Origin of the sequence: Sporosarcina thermotolerans, assembly GCF_042658975.1 — a bacterium.
In the GTDB taxonomy this organism is placed as follows: domain Bacteria; phylum Bacillota; class Bacilli; order Bacillales_A; family Planococcaceae; genus Sporosarcina; species Sporosarcina thermotolerans.
Genome location: NZ_JBHSRM010000002.1, coordinates 262,647 through 281,150, shown reverse-complemented (window position 1 = coordinate 281,150; position 18,504 = coordinate 262,647). Strand labels below are relative to the sequence as shown.

19 protein-coding genes and 1 tRNA gene are annotated in these 18,504 nt (G+C 42.0%); 12 read left to right on the top strand and 8 right to left on the bottom strand.

Translation table 11 applies throughout. The features are described from left to right. Positions 1–23: 23 nt before the first annotated feature. Entirely contained in the window at positions 24–1,673 is a 1,650-nt protein-coding gene (locus tag ACFPZG_RS02365; protein WP_283733139.1) for a sensor domain-containing protein, read from the bottom strand. Between the two features lie 271 nt (positions 1,674–1,944). On the opposite strand from ACFPZG_RS02365, the gene ACFPZG_RS02360 reads away from it, so the two are divergent. Both ACFPZG_RS02360 and ACFPZG_RS02355 read left to right on the top strand, forming a co-directional pair. Then, positions 1,945–3,687 carry an ABC transporter ATP-binding protein gene (locus ACFPZG_RS02360; RefSeq protein ID WP_317941349.1) on the top strand — a complete coding sequence of 581 codons (1,743 nt, stop codon included), beginning with the start codon at positions 1,945–1,947 and terminating at the stop codon, positions 3,685–3,687. Then, entirely contained in the window at positions 3,668–5,497 is a 1,830-nt protein-coding gene (locus tag ACFPZG_RS02355) for an ABC transporter ATP-binding protein (protein ID WP_317941348.1), read from the top strand. Before ACFPZG_RS02360 ends, ACFPZG_RS02355 begins: the two co-directional genes overlap by 20 nt. A gap of 215 nt (positions 5,498–5,712) precedes the next feature. On the opposite strand, the gene ACFPZG_RS02350 is transcribed toward ACFPZG_RS02355, so the two are convergent. Both ACFPZG_RS02350 and ACFPZG_RS02345 read right to left on the bottom strand, forming a co-directional pair. Further along, positions 5,713–6,195 carry a YusW family protein gene (locus ACFPZG_RS02350; RefSeq protein ID WP_283733138.1) on the bottom strand — a complete coding sequence of 161 codons (483 nt, stop codon included), beginning with the start codon at positions 6,193–6,195 and terminating at the stop codon, positions 5,713–5,715. A gap of 564 nt (positions 6,196–6,759) precedes the next feature. After that, complete coding sequence (locus ACFPZG_RS02345) at positions 6,760–7,779, bottom strand: DUF2804 domain-containing protein (protein WP_455431220.1); 1,020 nt, start codon at positions 7,777–7,779, stop codon at positions 6,760–6,762. A gap of 127 nt (positions 7,780–7,906) precedes the next feature. Here ACFPZG_RS02345 and ACFPZG_RS02340 point away from each other — a divergent pair. Both ACFPZG_RS02340 and ACFPZG_RS02335 read left to right on the top strand, forming a co-directional pair. Further along, positions 7,907–7,978 (top strand) — tRNA-Ala (locus ACFPZG_RS02340). A 194-nt stretch (positions 7,979–8,172) separates the two neighbouring features. Further along, on the top strand, positions 8,173–9,162 hold the full coding sequence (locus tag ACFPZG_RS02335) for a tyrosine-type recombinase/integrase (protein ID WP_317941365.1): 990 nt from the start codon (positions 8,173–8,175) through the stop codon (positions 9,160–9,162). Positions 9,163–9,273: 111 nt separating this feature from the next. Here the strand turns inward: ACFPZG_RS02335 and ACFPZG_RS02330 are convergent, their stop codons facing one another. Continuing rightward, entirely contained in the window at positions 9,274–9,573 is a 300-nt protein-coding gene (locus tag ACFPZG_RS02330) for a hypothetical protein (RefSeq protein WP_283733137.1), read from the bottom strand. A gap of 94 nt (positions 9,574–9,667) precedes the next feature. After that, positions 9,668–9,877: a hypothetical protein gene (locus ACFPZG_RS02325; RefSeq protein WP_283733136.1), complete on the bottom strand. Its 210-nt coding sequence runs from the start codon at positions 9,875–9,877 to the stop codon at positions 9,668–9,670. Between the two features lie 187 nt (positions 9,878–10,064). On the opposite strand from ACFPZG_RS02325, the gene ACFPZG_RS02320 reads away from it, so the two are divergent. The 4 genes from ACFPZG_RS02320 to ACFPZG_RS02305 all read left to right on the top strand — a co-directional run bounded on the left by ACFPZG_RS02320 (position 10,065) and on the right by ACFPZG_RS02305 (position 11,312). Then, complete coding sequence (locus ACFPZG_RS02320; protein ID WP_317941347.1) at positions 10,065–10,310, top strand: hypothetical protein; 246 nt, start codon at positions 10,065–10,067, stop codon at positions 10,308–10,310. Continuing rightward, positions 10,300–10,512: a hypothetical protein gene (locus ACFPZG_RS02315; protein WP_283733134.1), complete on the top strand. Its 213-nt coding sequence runs from the start codon at positions 10,300–10,302 to the stop codon at positions 10,510–10,512. The genes ACFPZG_RS02320 and ACFPZG_RS02315 overlap by 11 nt, the downstream gene beginning before the upstream one ends. Before the next feature lie 62 nt (positions 10,513–10,574). Further along, the gene (locus tag ACFPZG_RS02310) at positions 10,575–10,922 is read left to right on the top strand and encodes a DUF1878 domain-containing protein (RefSeq protein WP_283733133.1); all 348 of its coding nucleotides are present in this window, start codon (positions 10,575–10,577) and stop codon (positions 10,920–10,922) included. 66 nt (positions 10,923–10,988) lie between these two features. Then, entirely contained in the window at positions 10,989–11,312 is a 324-nt protein-coding gene (locus ACFPZG_RS02305; RefSeq protein WP_283733132.1) for a hypothetical protein, read from the top strand. A gap of 35 nt (positions 11,313–11,347) precedes the next feature. Here the strand turns inward: ACFPZG_RS02305 and ACFPZG_RS02300 are convergent, their stop codons facing one another. After that, entirely contained in the window at positions 11,348–11,899 is a 552-nt protein-coding gene (locus ACFPZG_RS02300; protein ID WP_283733131.1) for a DUF6241 domain-containing protein, read from the bottom strand. 405 nt (positions 11,900–12,304) lie between these two features. Between ACFPZG_RS02300 and ACFPZG_RS02295 the strand changes: the two genes are divergently transcribed. After that, positions 12,305–13,087 (top strand): alpha/beta fold hydrolase, encoded by a 783-nt coding sequence (locus ACFPZG_RS02295; RefSeq protein ID WP_317941364.1) that lies wholly within the window; start codon positions 12,305–12,307, stop codon positions 13,085–13,087. Positions 13,088–13,264: 177 nt separating this feature from the next. Then, complete coding sequence (locus ACFPZG_RS02290; RefSeq protein ID WP_283733130.1) at positions 13,265–13,753, top strand: amidase domain-containing protein; 489 nt, start codon at positions 13,265–13,267, stop codon at positions 13,751–13,753. A 109-nt stretch (positions 13,754–13,862) separates the two neighbouring features. On the opposite strand, the gene ACFPZG_RS02285 is transcribed toward ACFPZG_RS02290, so the two are convergent. Further along, complete coding sequence (locus tag ACFPZG_RS02285; protein ID WP_317941346.1) at positions 13,863–14,708, bottom strand: DegV family protein; 846 nt, start codon at positions 14,706–14,708, stop codon at positions 13,863–13,865. Positions 14,709–14,886: 178 nt separating this feature from the next. Between ACFPZG_RS02285 and ACFPZG_RS02280 the strand changes: the two genes are divergently transcribed. Next, complete coding sequence (locus tag ACFPZG_RS02280) at positions 14,887–15,486, top strand: nitroreductase family protein (protein ID WP_283733129.1); 600 nt, start codon at positions 14,887–14,889, stop codon at positions 15,484–15,486. 39 nt (positions 15,487–15,525) lie between these two features. Here the strand turns inward: ACFPZG_RS02280 and ACFPZG_RS02275 are convergent, their stop codons facing one another. Continuing rightward, a complete protein-coding gene (locus tag ACFPZG_RS02275) occupies positions 15,526–16,923 on the bottom strand; it encodes a dipeptidase (RefSeq protein ID WP_317941345.1) in 1,398 nt (465 codons plus the stop codon). Between the two features lie 165 nt (positions 16,924–17,088). Between ACFPZG_RS02275 and ACFPZG_RS02270 the strand changes: the two genes are divergently transcribed. Beyond that, entirely contained in the window at positions 17,089–18,336 is a 1,248-nt protein-coding gene (locus tag ACFPZG_RS02270) for a hemolysin family protein (protein ID WP_317941344.1), read from the top strand. Positions 18,337–18,504 lie beyond the last annotated feature (168 nt).

The window sequence follows — 18,504 nt, the reverse complement described above, 5'->3', positions numbered from 1 at the left end:
TCGTCCTAGGAGTACTCCGTCTTTTAAAATACTTCGTCTCTCTTCATCGGTGCCCCGATATAATATCCTTGAACAGCATCCACACCCATTTCCTTCAATAGATCGAACTGTTCCTTCGTTTCGACCCCTTCTGCGATGACATAGAAGCCCATCGATTTACCGAAAAGGATCATCCCTTCGACAAGTTGCTTTGTCTTCGACATGGTCAACAACGAATTCACAAAAACCTTATCGATCTTCACTTTTGAAATCGGCAAATGCTGCATATACCTAAATGATGCATATCCAGTCCCAAAGTCATCCAAGATGAATTGAATGCCCGTATCCTTTAAAACTTTCATCTGGTGGATAATGGATTGTTCCTGCTCAGCTTGGAATGCAAACTTTTCCGTTATCTCCAACTGGATCTTTTCAGGCGGGCATTTTGTTTCTTTCAGAATGCCCATCAATTTCTCTTTCATTTGGGATGAACCGCCGAACTCCCTGACAGAAGTGTTTACTGAGATACTGATATCTTGATCATTCTTCATTAACTCCATCGCGAGATTTGCGGCTTCCTCAATAACAAAAGCCCCGATTGCATGTATCAATCCATTTTCCTCTGCAATCGGAATAAGCTCATCTGGATTTATAGACCCTAATTCCTCATCTTCCCATCTTACAAGAGCTTCATAGACCTGCACTTTATCCGTCGCAATGTCCAATTGTGGCTGGTAGAAAACCTGTAAATTATTATGATCCAAAGCTGTTAGCATTTTTTTATCAATGATGAAACGACGATTTAAACCTTTATGGGAATCGGCAGATAAAGAAGAAATTTTGCTACTCCCTTGGTCAGCGTGATTACTTATAGCGGCCAAAGATGCTTTAATCAGCTGCGTATAGGACTGCTGGTCTTCAGGATAGCGAACAATGCTACCGCTTACTGAAAGAGGTAAGGAATGATTGTCTAGATAAATCGGCTGCTCCTTTAAAAACTCGAGGAATCCTTGGACAAACCAATCTCCGAAGCCTGTCAACACGACAAATTGACTGACTCCCATTCGTGCAATCGGATCCCCTTGGAAATACCTTTTTAGCCGGTTAGTGAATTCCCGTATCAAAACGGACTCTGATTCATTCGATTGTAAATCTTTCAATGTGTAGTAATGATCTATTGTTATATAGACGAATGAAAAATGTCTGTTTTCATTGATATACTCATTTGCCACGGCCTCTAATTTATGTCGGCTCATCAATCCTGTTTCAAAATCAATAAAAGCAATTTGCTGCAATTTTTCTTGCAGCTCCACATCCTCAGTAATATCAAGCTCAAGAAACGTTGCGGATTCAAGTATCCCAGCGTCATTCATCATTGGGATAGCAACCATTTTTACATAGTAGGGCTCTCCATTTCTTGAAAGCTTTTCAACTTTTCCAAACCATGATTTTCCACATGAGATCTTGTCCCAAATCACGTCAGCCCGTGCCTGGCCTTCTTTGTCCTCGGAAAACATTTGCCAGAAGGACTTACCTAAAATACGTTTTGGCGTCCAGTCGCTTGCTACTAGGAAGTTGTTATTTGTATATGTAATCAAGCCTTCACTGTCAGTACGGGTCACCATTAGGAATTGTATCAGACTGTCCATGATTTGCGGCAATTCATTAAGAGTAGTAGTGTTTGCCGAACTCATCTTTTTGTCCCCTTTCTAAGTGCATATATCATCCATTATATAGGATGAGAGATTAATATGTATTGTAATTTGATTCAAATGCAAATAAAGTATTTTATTGCCAAAAAAGACATTGTGAGGGTGGTGGAATTTCACTGTTTTCGTTCGATAATGTCCACTTTGGTTTTCTGAATTACACAATATGCACTCTATACAGAAATCTCAGTCTGTGGCATAATGGTGACAAGAGAAAAATAATTCGTATTACGAAGTAGTTTTTGGGGGTTAGGAAATGAAGACAGTTTTTTCATACGCAAAGCCGTATAAGTGGCCTATGCTCATCGCCTTGCTCCTCATGTTTTTGGAGCTTACGGTGGAGCTAATCCAGCCGTTATTGATCGCCAAGATCATTGACGATGGAATTTTGGCGGAAGACGTTAGCGTCGTTTGGACGTGGGGAAGTGCCATGATGGGATTGGCTTTTGTCGCATTCTTTTCAGGTGTGATCAATTCCTATTTTGCGGCACATGCAGCACAAAGTTTCGCTTTTGACCTGCGCCAGGCATTATTCCGCCAAGTGCAGTCATTTTCCATGGCAACGTTTTTAAGATTCCCAACATCGGGATTGATAACTAGATTAACGAGCGACGTATCGATGGCGCAAAACGTCCTATTCATGGGCTTGCGTGTCATGTTGCGAGCGCCATTATTAGTTATTGGTAGTTTGGTGATGGCGTTTGTTGTCAATGTGAAATTGGCAATGTATCTTGTCATTGGTGCGCCATTTCTTTTCATTTTCCTATTCATCATGGCGCGAAAAGGGGTCGGCTATTTTTCTGGCGTTCAACGTAGGCTTGACCGAGTCAACCGCGTTATCCAGGAGAATTTACAGGCAGTCCGTTTGATAAAAGCTTATTTACGCGGAATGTATGAAGCAAGTCGATTCATGAAAGTCGCAAATGCATTAAAGATGGATACTGTTAAAGCGATGCGAATGATGGAGCTCATTTTACCGGTTCTCTTGTTTGTAATGAACGTCAGTTTGATGGCCGTCCTATGGTTCGGTTCCACTGAAATCCGTACTGGGGAAGCACAAGTCGGTGAACTTGTTGCCGTCGTCAACTACGCAATGCGGATGACAGGGGCATTCTCAATGTTCGCATGGATCCTTGTTGCGTTCTCACGGGCTAAAGCATCATCCGAACGGTTGGAGGAAGTACTGCTTGCGAACGATGATTTGGAACAGCATGATACGGAAAGCTCCAGTTTCACTCAATATAAAGGGGAGTTGCGTTTCGAAAACGTTTCGTTTAATTATCAAGGAAAGTCTGAACCGATATTGGATAATGTCTCCTTCCATGTCGAGGCTGGTGAGAAACTTGCCATTATGGGGGCGACCGGATCAGGTAAATCCACCCTTCTAAATCTGATCCCGCGAATTTTCGAAGCGACCGATGGGAAGATTTTTGTCGGAGGAGTTGAAGTGAATGATTGGCCGTTGAAGGACCTGCGCGATACGATCGGGCTTGTTCCGCAGCAATCAATTCTGTTCACAGGTTCAATCCTTGAGAACCTTTCATGGGGAGATTCTGATGCTGCGCCGGATGAGCTTGAGGAAGCTGCGAAAAAGGCACAAATTCACGAATCAATTGATTTATTCCCTCAAAAGTACAGAACGCGTGTTGGACAAAAAGGGGTCAATCTATCAGGTGGACAAAAGCAACGACTTTCCATTGCACGTGCACTTGTTCGGAAGCCTTCAATCCTGATTCTTGACGACAGCACGAGTGCGCTCGATGTTAAAACGGAAAATGCTTTATGGGAGGCATTGGAAGAAGAAGCCGCAACAATGCTTGTTGTTACTCAAAAAGTTCAGACAGCAAGAGGTGCGGATCGGATTCTCCTACTCGATGAGGGGAAAGTTGTTGGATACGGCACCCATAAAGAATTGATGGGGCAATCCGAATTGTATCGGAAAATTGCTGAATCCCAGTCGGAAGAGGAGGTGATCATCAATGGTGCGGATAATTCGTAAACCTTTCGGCTATGAACCGATTATAAAGAAGGAAGATATAAAAGGTCCTAACAGGAAAAAGGTAGAACGGGCGGGTGATTGGAAGTCAGTTTTACTAAGAATTTGGAAGCTTGTTGATGAACAACGGGGTCTGCTCATTACGGTGCTTACTCTAGTTCTATTTAGCTCAGGTCTTGCACTAATGGGGCCATTCCTGATTGGTACAATTATAGATAAATACATCATCCCCATGGAGTTTGACGGTCTGGCAGGCGTCATCGGGCTGTTGATTGCAATTTATGCAGGACTATCATTGACACTTTATTTTCAAAGTTTTTGGATGGTTGGTATTGCGCAGCAAACGGTACTTAGATTGCGCACGAATTTATTCTCCCATCTTCAAAAGCTGCCGGTAACGTTTTTCGATAGACGGCAGCATGGAGAATTGATGAGTCGTCTGACGAATGATATTGAAAACGTCAGCCAGACGTTGAACTCTTCATTCATCCAAGTGTTCTCGAGTATTTTGACATTGACGGGAACATTGGCTGTAATGCTTTACTTAAGCCCGTTTTTAACGCTGTTGACGATGGTAATTGTTCCGATCATGTTCATCGCCATTCGGTGGATCACTCGCCGAACAGGCTTGCTCTTTAAAGAACAGCAGCAAGCGGTTGGTGAGTTGAACGGAATGATTGAAGAGACGATTTCCGGACAGCGGATTGTCAAAGCATTTTCCCAAGAAGAACGGGTAATGGAAGAATTCGCTCAAAAAAGCGACCGCCTTCGTCGGACAGGATTTTGGGCAATGACATATTCAGGGTTCATCCCTAAAGTGATGAACTTTCTGAATAACGCCGCCTTCGCAATTGTTGCAGGTGTCGGCGGTCTATTGGCGCTTAATAGTGATGGTCTCGTCACAATTGGTACAATTGTTATCTTTTCTGAGTATGCGCGTCAATTTACAAGACCACTTAATGATCTATCCAACCAGTTCAACACGGTGCTTTCGGCAATCGCCGGGGCAGAGCGGGTATTCGGGATAATGGATGAGCCAATTGAGAAAGATGACGCAAAGGAACATGCAGATAAAGTATTGAAAGGGGACGTCGAGTTCCGGAACGTATCCTTCGGTTATGCTGTCGAAACGGACGGCTATACGATCGACGATGTTTCCTTCCAAGTAAAGCCAGGTGAAACTGCAGCATTCGTAGGCGCAACCGGGGCAGGGAAGACAACGATTATGCAACTGCTTGCCCGATTCTACGAAACGAATAAAGGGGATATCTTAATCGACGGTATTCCAATCAAAGACTTGCCACGTCAAACACTGCGCAGTCAAATGGCATTTGTCTTACAAGATCCATTCTTATTTGAAGCAACCGTCATGGAAAACATCCGCTACGGAAGGCTCGATGCCACGGATGAGGAAGTAATAGAAGCTGCGAAACAGGCTAATGCACATAGTTTCATTTCCAGACTTGAAGATGGTTATAATACAGTTTTGACTGCCGACGGGGGAGAAATTTCACAAGGTCAAAAACAATTGCTCTCCATCGCAAGAGCACTTGTCGCAGACCCGGTATTGCTGCTTTTAGATGAAGCAACAAGCAGCATCGACACCGTCACGGAACTGCAAATCCAGGAGGCGCTCGAGCGATTGATGGAAGGACGAACAAGCTTCGTCATCGCCCACAGACTGAACACAGTCCGAAAAGCTGACACCGTCTACGTCATGGGCCAAGGAAAACTTATCGAATCCGGAAACCAAGACGAATTGATCGAAAAACAAGGCGTTTACTATACGATGTTGATGGACTCGAAGATATAAGAAAAAGGCTGCGTCTCTACGCAGCCTTTTTTTCGTCTGGCTTCGGGCGCTAACTGCTCGGGTCATAAGATAAAGCTGATTCGTGGCAAAAGGCGCCACTACGCATCTTTGTCTTATGCCTGGGGCCGGCTGGATGCCGGTCATGCAGTCGTTGCCGCACGACGCGGCGTTCTTAGACTGCGAACCTCTGTTGGGCGAGCGCCCTCCGCTTTTGGTTATTTCCTATCGTCAATATCCAACTTCGTTCCATCACTGAAATCGACTTCCAAATCGAACTTCGTATACGTATCCAACCCAAACCACTTCATAATCTTATCAATCGCATCCTTCTTCGAAGTATCTTTCGTCAGCATAATATTCATGAAAAGACCATCAAGCGTATTGAATGCTTCTGTGCCTTCCAATTTCAAGTCGGCCAACTTATTCTCGTATGAGGCACTATGTGATTTGGCAACTGCATACTGCGCATCTACAACGTCCTGCCCATCAACCTCTATCTCCAAATCGAACTTATTAAACCCATATCCTGAACCAGAGTTCAACGTTCCGCCTTCAACGTCTTCTTTGACGACAAGTGTATTATTCTTTTGTAGAGGCTCGTCCGGCCCCTTGCCCACATCCTTATTCGAATTTCCGCAAGCTCCCAAAATAAGCACAGCGAATAAAAAGAACATCGCAGCCCTCAAAGTGTTCCTCATGATAGCAAACCTCCAGTTATAGTATCTCTTCATTAATTTCCTTCCAAACGTGAAATTAAACACTGGGGTAGGGGAGTGCGTCGAAAGATGGTGGTTCTTCGTCCAAAGAAGGCTTTGCCGTGTTCAAAGACGGCGATGCTGCGACCGAAGTGCAGGGCAGGGGGTGCATATCCAAAGTAAGTCGGAGTTGCTGTCAAAAGGTAATGTGTTAAATCATCAGAGTCGGTGATAAACCTCCCAGAGTCGGTGATAACAGGCTGAGAGTCGGTGATAAAGTCGCCCGAGTCGGTGATAAACCCCGCCGAGTCGGTGATAACCAATAGTGGGGATTTTTCATGCATCGTTTGCAAGAGAAATTGTACTCTGAATGTGATAAATCATGCGAGTCGGTGATAAACTCCGCCTGAGCGGTGATAAAGGTGCTCTAACCGGTGATAAACACCATCTAAGCGGTGATAAACCACAATCGAACGGTGATAACTCCGGTCTAAGCGGTGATAACCACATTTCCTCTACAAAAAAACAACCAGCGCCCGGCCGGTTGTTGTATCCCCCATATTAAAATCACCATTTAGCGCGATGCTCCTCCGCGCAGCCGAGCATTTGTCGGATGCGGAGAAATGTACCGTCGTGCAGCTTGACTCGGCCGTTGAAATAGCCGACGAGCTGATGGACATTTCTTTGTATTAGCTGAGCATTCGTCTTGGCTGTTCGTTCGAAGAAAGGAGAAAAAGTCATATCGACTTGATCGGAAAACTTAGTGCGAATATGCCAAGGATGCATATAATTTTCCGGACTATACGTGAAAATGACATCCTCATGAACCTTAGTCATAACGCCATCCACAAATATTGCATTCTCCGTCATACCTGTTCCGTCTGTCCATTTGCCTCCAAAGTTCAGTCCGATCCGACGACCGCCTGAGCGTTGGGACGCCATTGCCCAATTCCACTCCGCATCACGCGGCCAAACCCCGCGTCCGTAATCAAGGACGGCAAAACTATAATCCGGATTGAAATTGTAGCGTTTATCACCAATCTTTACAAAACCGGTTGTAGGTAATGAATAATGCTTCGCCGTAAAATGAAACAAATCCCTTTTCCATGGGATGACAACGTTGAGGGAGTCGTCATGCTCCGGGTGTAAGATATGCAAGTCGGCATGGAGCACTTCATTATCAAAATCTGGGATTGTAACGGAAAGATGGGTCTCTCCTTGCATATGCACAAGCTGAACAGAAATTCGGTCATTCACGAATTTTACACTTTCAAGCACTTCCTCCGGCATCTTCACTTTTCGGCCAACCGGAAGCACAATCTGTTTCTCATAGAAGCGCTGCGTTTCGTAGTCAAGAATATAAACAAAGCAAACTGCCGCGTAATCAAGATGGCTGATTGCTGCAGAAAATAGAAGGTCCTCGCCGAACACACACCAATAATTCCATTTCTTTTTCCGCATGAAATGACCCTTTAAATTGCTTATAATGAGCGGATGGCGGGCAAAGCCGATCGCCTCGGGATTCAGCATCCCCTTGCGATCGCAAAGATTCACCTGGTCCGTTATCTCCCGTTCGGCATGCTGCAAGAAGATCCCCCCAAACTATTGTCTTTTTTGCTTACCATGTTATAATTTATATTGTATCAGATTTACGGGGCATTAGCTCAGCTGGGAGAGTGTCACGCTGGCAGTTATTGACTCGTAAAAATAATACGGGGTCGTAGCTCAATGGGAGAGCGTCGCGCTGGCAGTGCGAAGGCTGTGGGTTCAATCCCCATCGACTCCATACCTTGGTTAATCAAATATCGAAAGTGTTCAACTCAATTTTTGAGTGGAACGCAACGAAACTTCCACATCTGTTAAATTACAGAACGATGGGAGTTTTTTATTTTGAAGTATTTCGATGAAAGACCAACAACTGCAAAACGACAACCACACAGGAGGACAGCAGAAAAAGCAGTAAAAAAGGAATCAGTCTAAATTGTATTTGAAAAGTTCCTTGAAGCTAAACAGAAACAGAATTTAAGAGCATCTACTTTAAACGAGCATGTGGGATTGTTCAAAAGCATTACCAAATTCCATGAAAGCAGAAGTGACAGGACATTATATCTTTCAGACATTACAACTCAATTTATTGCTGATTATGTATATTGGATGAAAAATGAAGCTGTTCGATATGAAGGACATAAATATTTTCCAGAACATGCTCAAACGGTTGGATTATCAGATGCTACAATTGAGGGTCGCTTGAAATACCTCAAAACATTTGTGAATTGGTGCTTGAAGGAAGAAATGTTGAAAGACAATCCATTTAACAAATTTGAAGGGTTCAGAAAAGATGAAGTTGAAATTGAGATTTTAACTCGTGAAGAATTGAATAATCTGCTGAAAGTGGTTAAAGGACATTCCAATAAATCATTCAAGAATTTTCGTGATTATGTTCTTTTACATCTGTTAGTGGATTCCATGTTGCGTATAACCGAATGCTTGTTGATTAGCCCGCATGATATTGACCATACGAACCGAACTATTATAATTCGCTCCACCAATGCTAAGAGTCGTAAAGCTCGCATTGTACCGTTGTCTAACAAAACGTATCGTCTGTTGTTGCAACTTCAAGAAGAAAATGCGCTGTTTGAAGGGGAAGTGGACGATTTGCTCTTTCTTTCTCTGTCAGGTCGAATGTTAAATAACAACAATGTTTTGAGAGACTTTAAGAAATACGCTCTTGAAGCAGGAATCACGAAACGCTTTTACATTCATTTACTGAGACACTCGGCAGCTACGCATTATCTTTCATCATCTGGAGATGTTGAATCGTTGCGCTTGATATTGGGACACTCCGACTTGAGGATTGTATTAAATTATGTCCATATGGCAGACAATACCGTAATTGAAAAACATGCTAATGCAGGTTTCTTTGGAAGTGACAACTTAATAAGTCGGAAGCGAGATAACAAAAGGAATTAACATTGCAATAGACGACCACTACCATTCGGTGGTGGTTTCTTTGTTTATATTCATGAAAACAAAAAAACGCCCAGCGATAGCGCCAGACGGTTTTAATGATGAGTATAATAATTATTTACCACCAAAGAATTTTGAAAATAAAGATTGCTTCTTTGGTGATAATTCAATATTTTTTAAAATTTCGGAAGGTCTAAGCCATGTGGTTCTTGCTAAATCACCATCTCGTGTAATGTATGGTTGCATTGTGGCAGTTTTTAACATGAGTACTTTGGGTTGCAGTTCGCCTTCGTATGTTTGAAACCCTGTTACTCGGTAGCATACGGAATAATCAACTTCTTGTGTATAGTATTCAATCCGATTTACAATATCTCCGATTTTAATGATTCCATTATCTAATTGTATTTGTGCCATTATAATCACCCCCCAATTTATATATTCGCTATGTGAGACTTATTTCCTTGTTTATCAAAATAAAACACACCAGGACATGCCCAGTGCGTTTTTGTTAATGTTTGAACCCAATACCAATTTCTTCAGCAGTTTCAAGAATCTCTGTTATAAACCTCGTTTCAATAGCAGTTTCTATCTCTTCATAAGTGATAATTTCTTTAGCAATCAATAAATCGACCAAAACCTCAAGAGTGGTTCGTACTGAATCTTCACTTAAGCTTTGTTGTTTGTTCTTAAGAATTGCGATTTTTTCTTCTGTTGTCATAATTAATTCCCCATTTCATTTTTGTTTTTGTTATCTGGAGCTATTGTAGTGAGGATTTTTAAATTGGAAAGGTGAATTCTAAAGTAATACTATTCCCGTTATTCAATTAATATTTAACGAGGTTCCCAGCAACTATTTGGCCGGATATGATTAGAATTATCAGACAAGTACAGGAGATGATTGAGCTATGCGGTGCGTATGGGATATGAAAGGAAGTAGACCGTTGTTGGTAACCACTCAAGCTGTTATTGATGAAATTTCTCGAGAGACGTTTGCTGTAGGTGAATACATATTTGATGAAAACTATGTTGAGATTACACTCAGTAGTTATGAAATTCTATTAAATGCCCTGAGAATTTATTATGGGTCTAACATGATGGATGAAAAAAGTTTGAATGAAATTAATAAGGAGTTACGGAAGTATGAATTGTGAATCAAAAGTAAAAGTCATCTATAAAAAGTCGCTTTTTGTTGAGCTCGTGAAGCTCGGTCACAACTTCCTGTATTCCACTAAAAACAAAAATAACCCGAATTACCAATGTTTTATGTTTGAAGCGACAAAAGAGCTTGATAGAGATTTAGCAACAATTACTGGTCATGAATATGACGGGACTCAAAGAACTGAGTCAAAATAATTGTAGCTATTTGAAGGAAAATATAGGAAGATGTCGAATTGAATATATGGGAGGTGAGAAGAATGACCATTGATGAGAGATTGGATTTTATCGAATACAGACAACAATTGCTATTTGAAAATACTCCATATTCCAGATTGCTTTTTGAATACAGAATCACTGAAGAACAACATGAAGCAATCATGGATATTTTTGATGAATACCGCACCAAAATAGGTGCAGGAGAAAATGTTCATCATGGCTCTTTTGAACAAAGAATTTATGATGCAGTTCCGCAACACGATGGAAATTATCATTTTGTAGAAGCACTGGCACAAGAAAACCACAGACGTGAGAGTTGGGAAGAAGTCTTTGCCACCCTTTATGGTAATATGCAAAAATATCAAAACTACATGAGCCAACAAGACTGATTTGCTTTAAGAAAACATCTTTTTTTGCTATATTACAGTCGAATTAATAGTAAAGGGGGAAATTTCATGGCATTGAATTGTGAAGTATGCGAGCGTGATTTGCCGAACTACTCGGCAAACATTATGGTTGGGGAGTGGGAATATCCCAATCCAGTTACAAACGTCTTTATAATTTGTAAAACATGCACGAGAAACTTGGACAGGCTTGCAGGAGTCGGAAAACTATTTCATAACATGTGGGAATTGTATTGGTTAAGAGACAATTTTTCCGAGTTTCATCAGCAAGTTTTAAGAGAAGAAGCAGAAGGCTCCCGAGTGTGGGGAAGAGCTGCCAAAGATAAACTGAATGAAATCGGCAAGACTTTGGGTAGCACGTTACCACCTCTGTAAAAACAAATGACACAAAATAAAAAGTAGCGCCAATTTCACTCTGGCTCTACTTTTTTTATTTCAACATTAAAATGTTTTTGGATAAACTCCAGTTCCTCCTCATAACTTAAAACTCCGTAAGCTCGTCCAATTGTGCCGGACTGCATTTCCCATATAATATTGTGTTCCTTATCAGCATTCGAGAAATCATTTTCAGCCCAACGATTGAGAATGTCTAAATAAATTGAAGCGTTATCGTATTTGCTTTCGTTTGTTTCAACAACTTCAATTAGACGTTGAACACGTTCCTGAGTTAAAGGGAGGAAGCCCCACTTTCCGTCGGCTTTCACTTTTTGATGGCTCATGGCGTGAATGATTTCTTGTACAGCAAGCTCGTGCATTGAAAGTGGCAACTCCACTTCAACAGGTATTTTTCTCTCTTCAGAAACTTCAATTACTGGCTTTACAATCCCATCGTCCTCAAGATTAGGAACTCCAGGTTTTTCCTCAATTATTAAGATTTCTTTATTCCATTGAATGAACATGAAATAGGCAACGACAGCCAGTAGAACAATAACTAACGGAATAAATATTTTCTTATTTTTCACTCAATTCACCCCTTTAATTAAATATACAGCACCAAATATTGGTTCTCATAAAGAAAAACCGCTCCGCAGGGGAACAGTTAATTAAATACACATAGAATTTTCCCATTCTGTCATTCTGAACTCATCTAATGTTCGTGGCAAATCAAACTGGCAGTGTGAAGGTCACCGGTTTGAACCCGTAATGCTCCATAACCAAGGAACCTTGTCAAACTAACGTTTGGCAAGGTTCTTTTTTTGTTTTGATTCGCCTTTTTGTTAATTTCCAGCGACGAATATGGCGGTGGTGTAGAAGAATCTGCTGTTTTTAGCAGTAGGGTTCTTTTTCATGGAACAGAAGACTATCACGTTTGTCTTCAAAGCTGAATATCTTATAGGCGAAGCCATTATAACAACGGAGGAATCGTTATCGGATATTTGGTTACTGTAGAGTCGGGTGTGAATTTGTATGTTGAAGATCTTAATCCGAAGGGCAACAAAACCATTGTATTTATACATGGATGGCCGTTGAGCCATAAACAGTTCGAATATCAGTTTAATGTTCTTCCGTCTTTGGGGTATCGTTGTATCGGCATAGACTGGAGAGGGTTTGGCAATTCGGATAAGCCATTCGACGGTTATACATTAGACAGATTGGCCGATGATATCTGTGCGGTTATCGGTATACTTCAATTGGAAAACTTTGCGCTTGTAGGTCACTCGACGGGTGGAGCTATTGCGATTCGATATATGACAAGGTATAACGGTTACGGAGTCACCCATCTTGTACTTGTTGATGCTGCTGCACCTTTAGGTTTTTCGGAGGAAACTGCGAATCGATATCTTATGCAAACGTTAAATGATCGCCCGAAGTTGATGCAGGAAGTAATCGATGGCTTTTTCTTTCAGTATATAACCAAAGAATTCTCTGATTGGTTCTTTCAAATGGGGATGCAAGCCGCGGGATGGTCGACGGCTGCAATCATTGTTTTATTGAGAGACGAGAATTTGTACGAGGACCTACAAAAAATAGTTGCCCCCACGTTAATTATTCACGGCATCCACGATAAAGTTATTCCATTTTCACAAGCTAAGGAGCAAAATGAATTAATCCCAAATTCGCAGTTAGTACCGTTTAACTACAGTGGTCATGGTGCTTTTTGGGAAGAGCGTGATAAGTTTAATCGGATATTGACACAAATCATTAATTAATACCGGTCACCAGTTCAAACTCGGTATACTCCATATTTAGAGCCTTGCCAAATAATTTATGGCAAGGCTTCTTTTTATTTTCAGTGAAAAAGGACTTCAGAATAAAACATTAGATGCCACAACTATTGTGCATTCCTCTTACACCTTCTTCATACCATGGCAGGGGGAGGTTATTGTATGTACAATCGTGAAGCAGCGGTCCGGTATGCGGATCAATGGTGGAATGGCAGGAATCCGGCATATCCTTCATTCGATGTTGATTGCACGAATTATATTTCGCAATGCCTACGGGCAGGCGGTGCACCGATGCATGGGTATCCAAGCCGTGAGCGGGGCTGGTGGCTGCAAGGTGGGACTTGGAGTTTCAGCTGGTCGGTTTCGCATTCATTACATTGGTATGTGGCAACGTCGAAGAAAGGGTTAACCGCGAAGAAGGTCAGTTCACCTTATGAGTTGGATTTGGGGGATCTCATTTTCTATGATTTCCAGGGGGACGGGAGATACGATCACTCAACTATTGTCACCGCGAAGGACATCAACGGTGCGCCACTTGTCAATGCTCACACGTATGACGCCTATCATCGGACGTGGGACTACAAGGATTCTTACGCCTGGCGGGAAAATGCGAAGTATGCATTCTTTAAAGTTAACGATAATTTTTCCTGAACAGATAAAAGATTGTGAATTTAATGACTGGAAGCAAGAAAATAAAAAAGCTTGAGGTGAAAAATTTTATCTCAAGCTTTTTTCTGTGCTACTGTATTGTTACTTGAGTTCAGTCATACCACAACACAGCAAGCGTTCCTTCGCCCGCATGGACCGCCAGTGTTGAGCTAATATCCCCGATCTCGACTTCAATACCGGGAGCTTCATCCCTAATCATTTTCTTCAGCTGCTCGGCTTGCCCTAACACATTGCCTTGCATCAAGTAAATTTTGCCCTTTTTAGTTGGGTGCCTCTCAAGCACTTTGTCGACCAAATACTGAAGCGCTTTCTTTTCAGAACGTACTTTTTCAATCGCTTCTAATTTGCCATCAGTTGTAATTTGAATAACTGGTTTCACTTTTAATAGGCTGCCAAGGAAAAATTGGACTCCATTCATACGCCCGCCTTTGTATAGTTGCTCCAATTGACCGATGAGAATGAAATTATTTAATGATCCTGCAATCTTATCAAGACTTTCCTTGATTTCATTAACAGAAGCACCGGAATCCTGCAACTTCATTCCTTTTTGGATTAACCCCGTAATGCCGTAAGAAACAGATAGGGAATCAATGAACGTTATTGGAAAATCAGCAATTTCTGCGCCTGCCATCGAAGAGGCAAGTGTTCCGCTTAATTCGGACGAAACGTGCACGGCTATTGCTTGTTCATAGTTTTCGGCAATCTGTTTAAACTTCTCAGCAAATTCCCCTGCTGAAGGTTGCGATGTTTTTGGAAACTCAGTCGCGTTCTTAATGTTTTCATATAATTGGCTGGGTGTAAGGTCAATCCCATCCACAAATTGCTTTTCCCCGAAATGTATATTTAAGGGTATCGAATAAAAATCGGGGTGTTGCTTCAATTCTTCTGTGATGTATGCCGTGCTGTCAGTAATCCATGCAATCGGTTTTTTTGTCATAGTCCGCCATCCTTTTTCAAAACTTTCATTCCTTTTATTATTATACTACGGAAAGTAATCTTGCGGAATACCTAATGAAGAAATGTCGGAATATCTCCAGTGAAGAGGGCCATCCTTCCTGTTGCAAGGAATTTGTGTATAATAGTTGGAAGTATGATCAAAAGGAGAATTTAAAATTATGAATGAACAAGCATTATCGGTTAGGGATGCAATCGTCAACCGTCGCTCGATCAAGAACTTCAACGGGCAGCCGGTCGATCTTGAAAATATAAATGAGATTTTAGATGATGCAAGATGGGCGCCGAACCATGGGTTGCGCAATCCGTGGCGTTTCATCGTAGCTGCCAATAAAGAGTATGTGAAATTCCAAGATGTTTTAAAGGAATACGGAGTTCCAAAATGGAAAGAGCTTTCCGAGGAGGACTTGGAAAAGCAAATGAAGAATTTCCGTGCCCCTGGAGCAGTCGTCTTCGTTGTTGTGAAGGAAGACGTACGTCAAAAGGAAAGGCTCGAGGACTATGCAGCAGCAAGTATGCTCATTCAAAATGCGATGCTCTTAGCGTGGGATAAAGGTATCGGATCTTGCTGGAAGACACCTCCATTCCTCGATAATCCGAAATTCCGTGAAGAACTTGGCGTCAAACAAGGCGAACGGATCATTAGCATGCTCCAATTCGGCTACTATGACGACTACCCAAAAAACCGCACCCGCACACCACTCGAGGACATCGTGACATACTACGGCAGAGAAGAAGCAAAAGAGGCTGGGGAAGAATAAAAAAAAGGGCAATCCCGGTATATCGGGATTACCCTTTTTTTACTTCCTCAATTCATCCTTCGTAAACTCAGCAAGCTCGTAATAATAATCACCAATTACACGTAATCCCTTATCAAAGTTCTCCAAATGGAAATGCTCATTAGGGGCATGGAAATTTTCGCTTGATAAGCCGAAGCCCATAAGAACGACTGGTAAATTCAAGATTTCATCGAATGCCGCCACGATTGGAATCGAACCACCCATACGTGTGAAAGCAGTCGGTACTTCATATACCTTTTCGTATGACTTGCCCGCAGCTTGGATAGCCGGGTGATCGAAAGGCGTGATGAACGGTTTTCCTTTATCGAACTCGGTAACAGTCACTGTTACTCCCGCCGGTTTATGCTTTTCGATATGCGCTCTCAATTTTTTCACGATATCTTCAGGATCTTGGTCAGGGACAAGTCGGCATGTAATCTTCGAGCCAGCTTCAGATGGCAATACAGTTTTAATGCCTTCGCCTGAGAACCCGCCAAATACACCATTTACTTCAAGAGTAGGGCGTGTCCAAGTCTGTTCCAAATAGGAGAAGCCTTTTTCACCGAAAAGCTCATTCACTCCGATTTCATCTTTCAAAGCTTCTTCATTGAAGTCAAGCGCACGGTAAGCTTCACGCTCTTCATCTGCTAAAGGACGTACATCATTGTAAAAACCTTCAACAGAAATAGTACCTTCCTGATCATGGAATGATGCAAGAATTTCCGAAATGGCATGGATCGGGTTTTGTACACCGCCACCGTAAATACCTGAATGCAAATCGCCTTTTGCACCTTTAACGTCAATCTGAACGCCAGCTAAACCACGTAATCCATAGCAAATTGCTGGTTTTCCGGGTCCGTACATTCCTGTATCAGAAATAACAATGATGTCTGCTGCAAGCTTCTCTTTCTTCTCCTCGATATATTTCTCAAGGTTCGGACTACCGATTTCTTCTTCGCCTTCAATAATGAATTTAACATTCACTGGCAAGCTTCCATTTTCATTCATAAGCGCTTCAACCGCTTTGATATGCATGAAAACTTGTCCTTTGTCGTCACTTGCCCCACGTGCATATAATTTATTATCACGAACTTCGGGGTCGAATGGACCGGTTTCCCATAAGTTCAACGGATCGACAGGCTGAACGTCATAATGGCCGTAGAAAAGAATAGTAGGTTTCCCTTCCGCATGAAGCCAATCTCCGTAAACGACTGGATGTCCTTCGGTTTCATCGATTGAAAGGTTTTCCAACCCCGCTTTTTGGAATGAATCCTTCAGCCACTCGGCCGCTTTTTGCATATCTCCCTTATGCTCAGACAATGCGCTAATGCTCGGGATACGGAGAAAATCCTTCAATTCATTCAAATGTTCGTCTCTTTTTGCCGTGAAATAGGCGTCCAATGATTTTAGATGGTTCAAGTGAATCCCTCTTTTCAAATTAATTCGTGAATAAAAATAGTATATCATGTCGGCGGGAATCAAGTTATTTAAAAGGACGGATATATTATGAGTATGGTATGATATTGAAAAGTTACTAAATTGAACGAATTGTAGAAGTACAGATAACACCGGGAGGAATCACTTTTGTTTATCGCACTTGGCTTCTTTTTATTCGTGTCGTTCTTCCTATCGGGGAGTGAGACGGCATTAACCGCGGTCAGTCGGATGAAGGTCCAACTTCGCGCTGAACAAGGCGACCGTAAGTCAATCAAATTAAGGGATCTTATTTCGAAGCCAGACCGCATGATTACGGCAATTCTTATCGGAAACAATGTGGCGAATATTATGATGCCGACGCTTGTGACGATGATCGCAATCGATAAAGGTTGGAAGGTTGGACTTTCGACGGGGATTTTAACGGTCGTCATCATTATTTTCGGTGAAGTACTGCCGAAAACGATTTCGGCGACATTTGCCGATCGAATTGCATACGTAGTAGCACCAACTATCTCTTTTATTGTCAAACTACTTACCCCATTAACAGCATTTCTTGCTTTATTCACAAACTTCTTTATCCGCATCATTTCAAAAGGCGCGGTGACCGAAGCGACGTTGACGAAGGAAGAGCTGCGTTCAATGGTGGACATCGCATCGACAGAAGGAACATTTTTGCAAGAGGAGTCACTTCGGTTGAAGGGTGTACTTGACTTCCCTGAAAAGGACGTTTCCGACGTTATGGTGTCACACAGGACAGATGTCATTGGACTTCCGATCGAATCGACTTATGAAGAAGTACGGGATACAATTCTCGAATACTTTTACACGCGTTATCCAGTGTACGAGGAAAGCATTGACCGGGTGGTAGGCATTTTTTATTCGAAAATGCTGATTGAATGGTCGATGCAGCCTGAAAAGAAACTATCCGAACTCATGGATGATCAACCTCTTTTCGTCGTGACAACATCAAGTGTCGAAAAAGTGTTTAAGCTTATGCTTGCAAAGAAGAAACATATGGCCGTCATTTTGGATGAATATGGCGGGACTCTTGGAATTGTCACGCATGAAGATATTATTGAAGAGATGATAGGTCAAGACATCGAGGATGAAACGGACTTCGATGAGGAAGTACTTGTCTATGAAAAAGATGATCATTTGTTAATCTGCCATGGACGGCTTGAAATTGTCGACGCTATCGAACTCTTGGATGTAGACTTGCCGAGCGACCTCGAAACAATTGGCGGGTTTGTCATGCAGGAGTTAGGCCATGTACCTGAACCGGGAGAGCGGTTTACATATGAAAATCTCTTTTTCGAAATCGAAGAAATGGATCGAAGCCGCATTGTGAAGATGAAGATAACGAAACGATTTGATAAGGAAGCTGAAGAAGAATAACTACACCGCTCCGCACTTTCACCCTTTTAGCTTGTTATAGCTTAGGGTGTTTTTTTTATCAATTTCCGACAGAAGACTCCCACTTCAAGGAATGTGAAGGGCAAAGCCCAATGAGTAAGTGGGAGATGAATGTCGGTTAGGCATAAGCCTGAAGATTAATTTGTTTGA

What these genes read in the sequence shown, in the direction of transcription:
- ACFPZG_RS02365 (WP_283733139.1), bottom strand. Translation starts at nt 1,673, where the DNA reads ATGAGTTCGGCAAACACTACTACTCTTAATGAATTGCCGCAAATCATG.
- ACFPZG_RS02315 (WP_283733134.1), top strand. Translation starts at nt 10,300, where the DNA reads ATGAATTGTGAATCAAAAGTAAAAGTCATCTATAAAAAGTCGCTTTTT.
- ACFPZG_RS02280 (WP_283733129.1), top strand. Translation starts at nt 14,887, where the DNA reads ATGAATGAACAAGCATTATCGGTTAGGGATGCAATCGTCAACCGTCGC.
- ACFPZG_RS02305 (WP_283733132.1), top strand. Translation starts at nt 10,989, where the DNA reads ATGGCATTGAATTGTGAAGTATGCGAGCGTGATTTGCCGAACTACTCG.
- ACFPZG_RS02360 (WP_317941349.1), top strand. Translation starts at nt 1,945, where the DNA reads ATGAAGACAGTTTTTTCATACGCAAAGCCGTATAAGTGGCCTATGCTC.
- ACFPZG_RS02310 (WP_283733133.1), top strand. Translation starts at nt 10,575, where the DNA reads ATGACCATTGATGAGAGATTGGATTTTATCGAATACAGACAACAATTG.
- ACFPZG_RS02320 (WP_317941347.1), top strand. Translation starts at nt 10,065, where the DNA reads ATGCGGTGCGTATGGGATATGAAAGGAAGTAGACCGTTGTTGGTAACC.
- ACFPZG_RS02330 (WP_283733137.1), bottom strand. Translation starts at nt 9,573, where the DNA reads ATGGCACAAATACAATTAGATAATGGAATCATTAAAATCGGAGATATT.
- ACFPZG_RS02350 (WP_283733138.1), bottom strand. Translation starts at nt 6,195, where the DNA reads ATGAGGAACACTTTGAGGGCTGCGATGTTCTTTTTATTCGCTGTGCTT.
- ACFPZG_RS02325 (WP_283733136.1), bottom strand. Translation starts at nt 9,877, where the DNA reads ATGACAACAGAAGAAAAAATCGCAATTCTTAAGAACAAACAACAAAGC.
- ACFPZG_RS02290 (WP_283733130.1), top strand. Translation starts at nt 13,265, where the DNA reads ATGTACAATCGTGAAGCAGCGGTCCGGTATGCGGATCAATGGTGGAAT.
- ACFPZG_RS02355 (WP_317941348.1), top strand. Translation starts at nt 3,668, where the DNA reads ATGGTGCGGATAATTCGTAAACCTTTCGGCTATGAACCGATTATAAAG.
- ACFPZG_RS02285 (WP_317941346.1), bottom strand. Translation starts at nt 14,708, where the DNA reads ATGACAAAAAAACCGATTGCATGGATTACTGACAGCACGGCATACATC.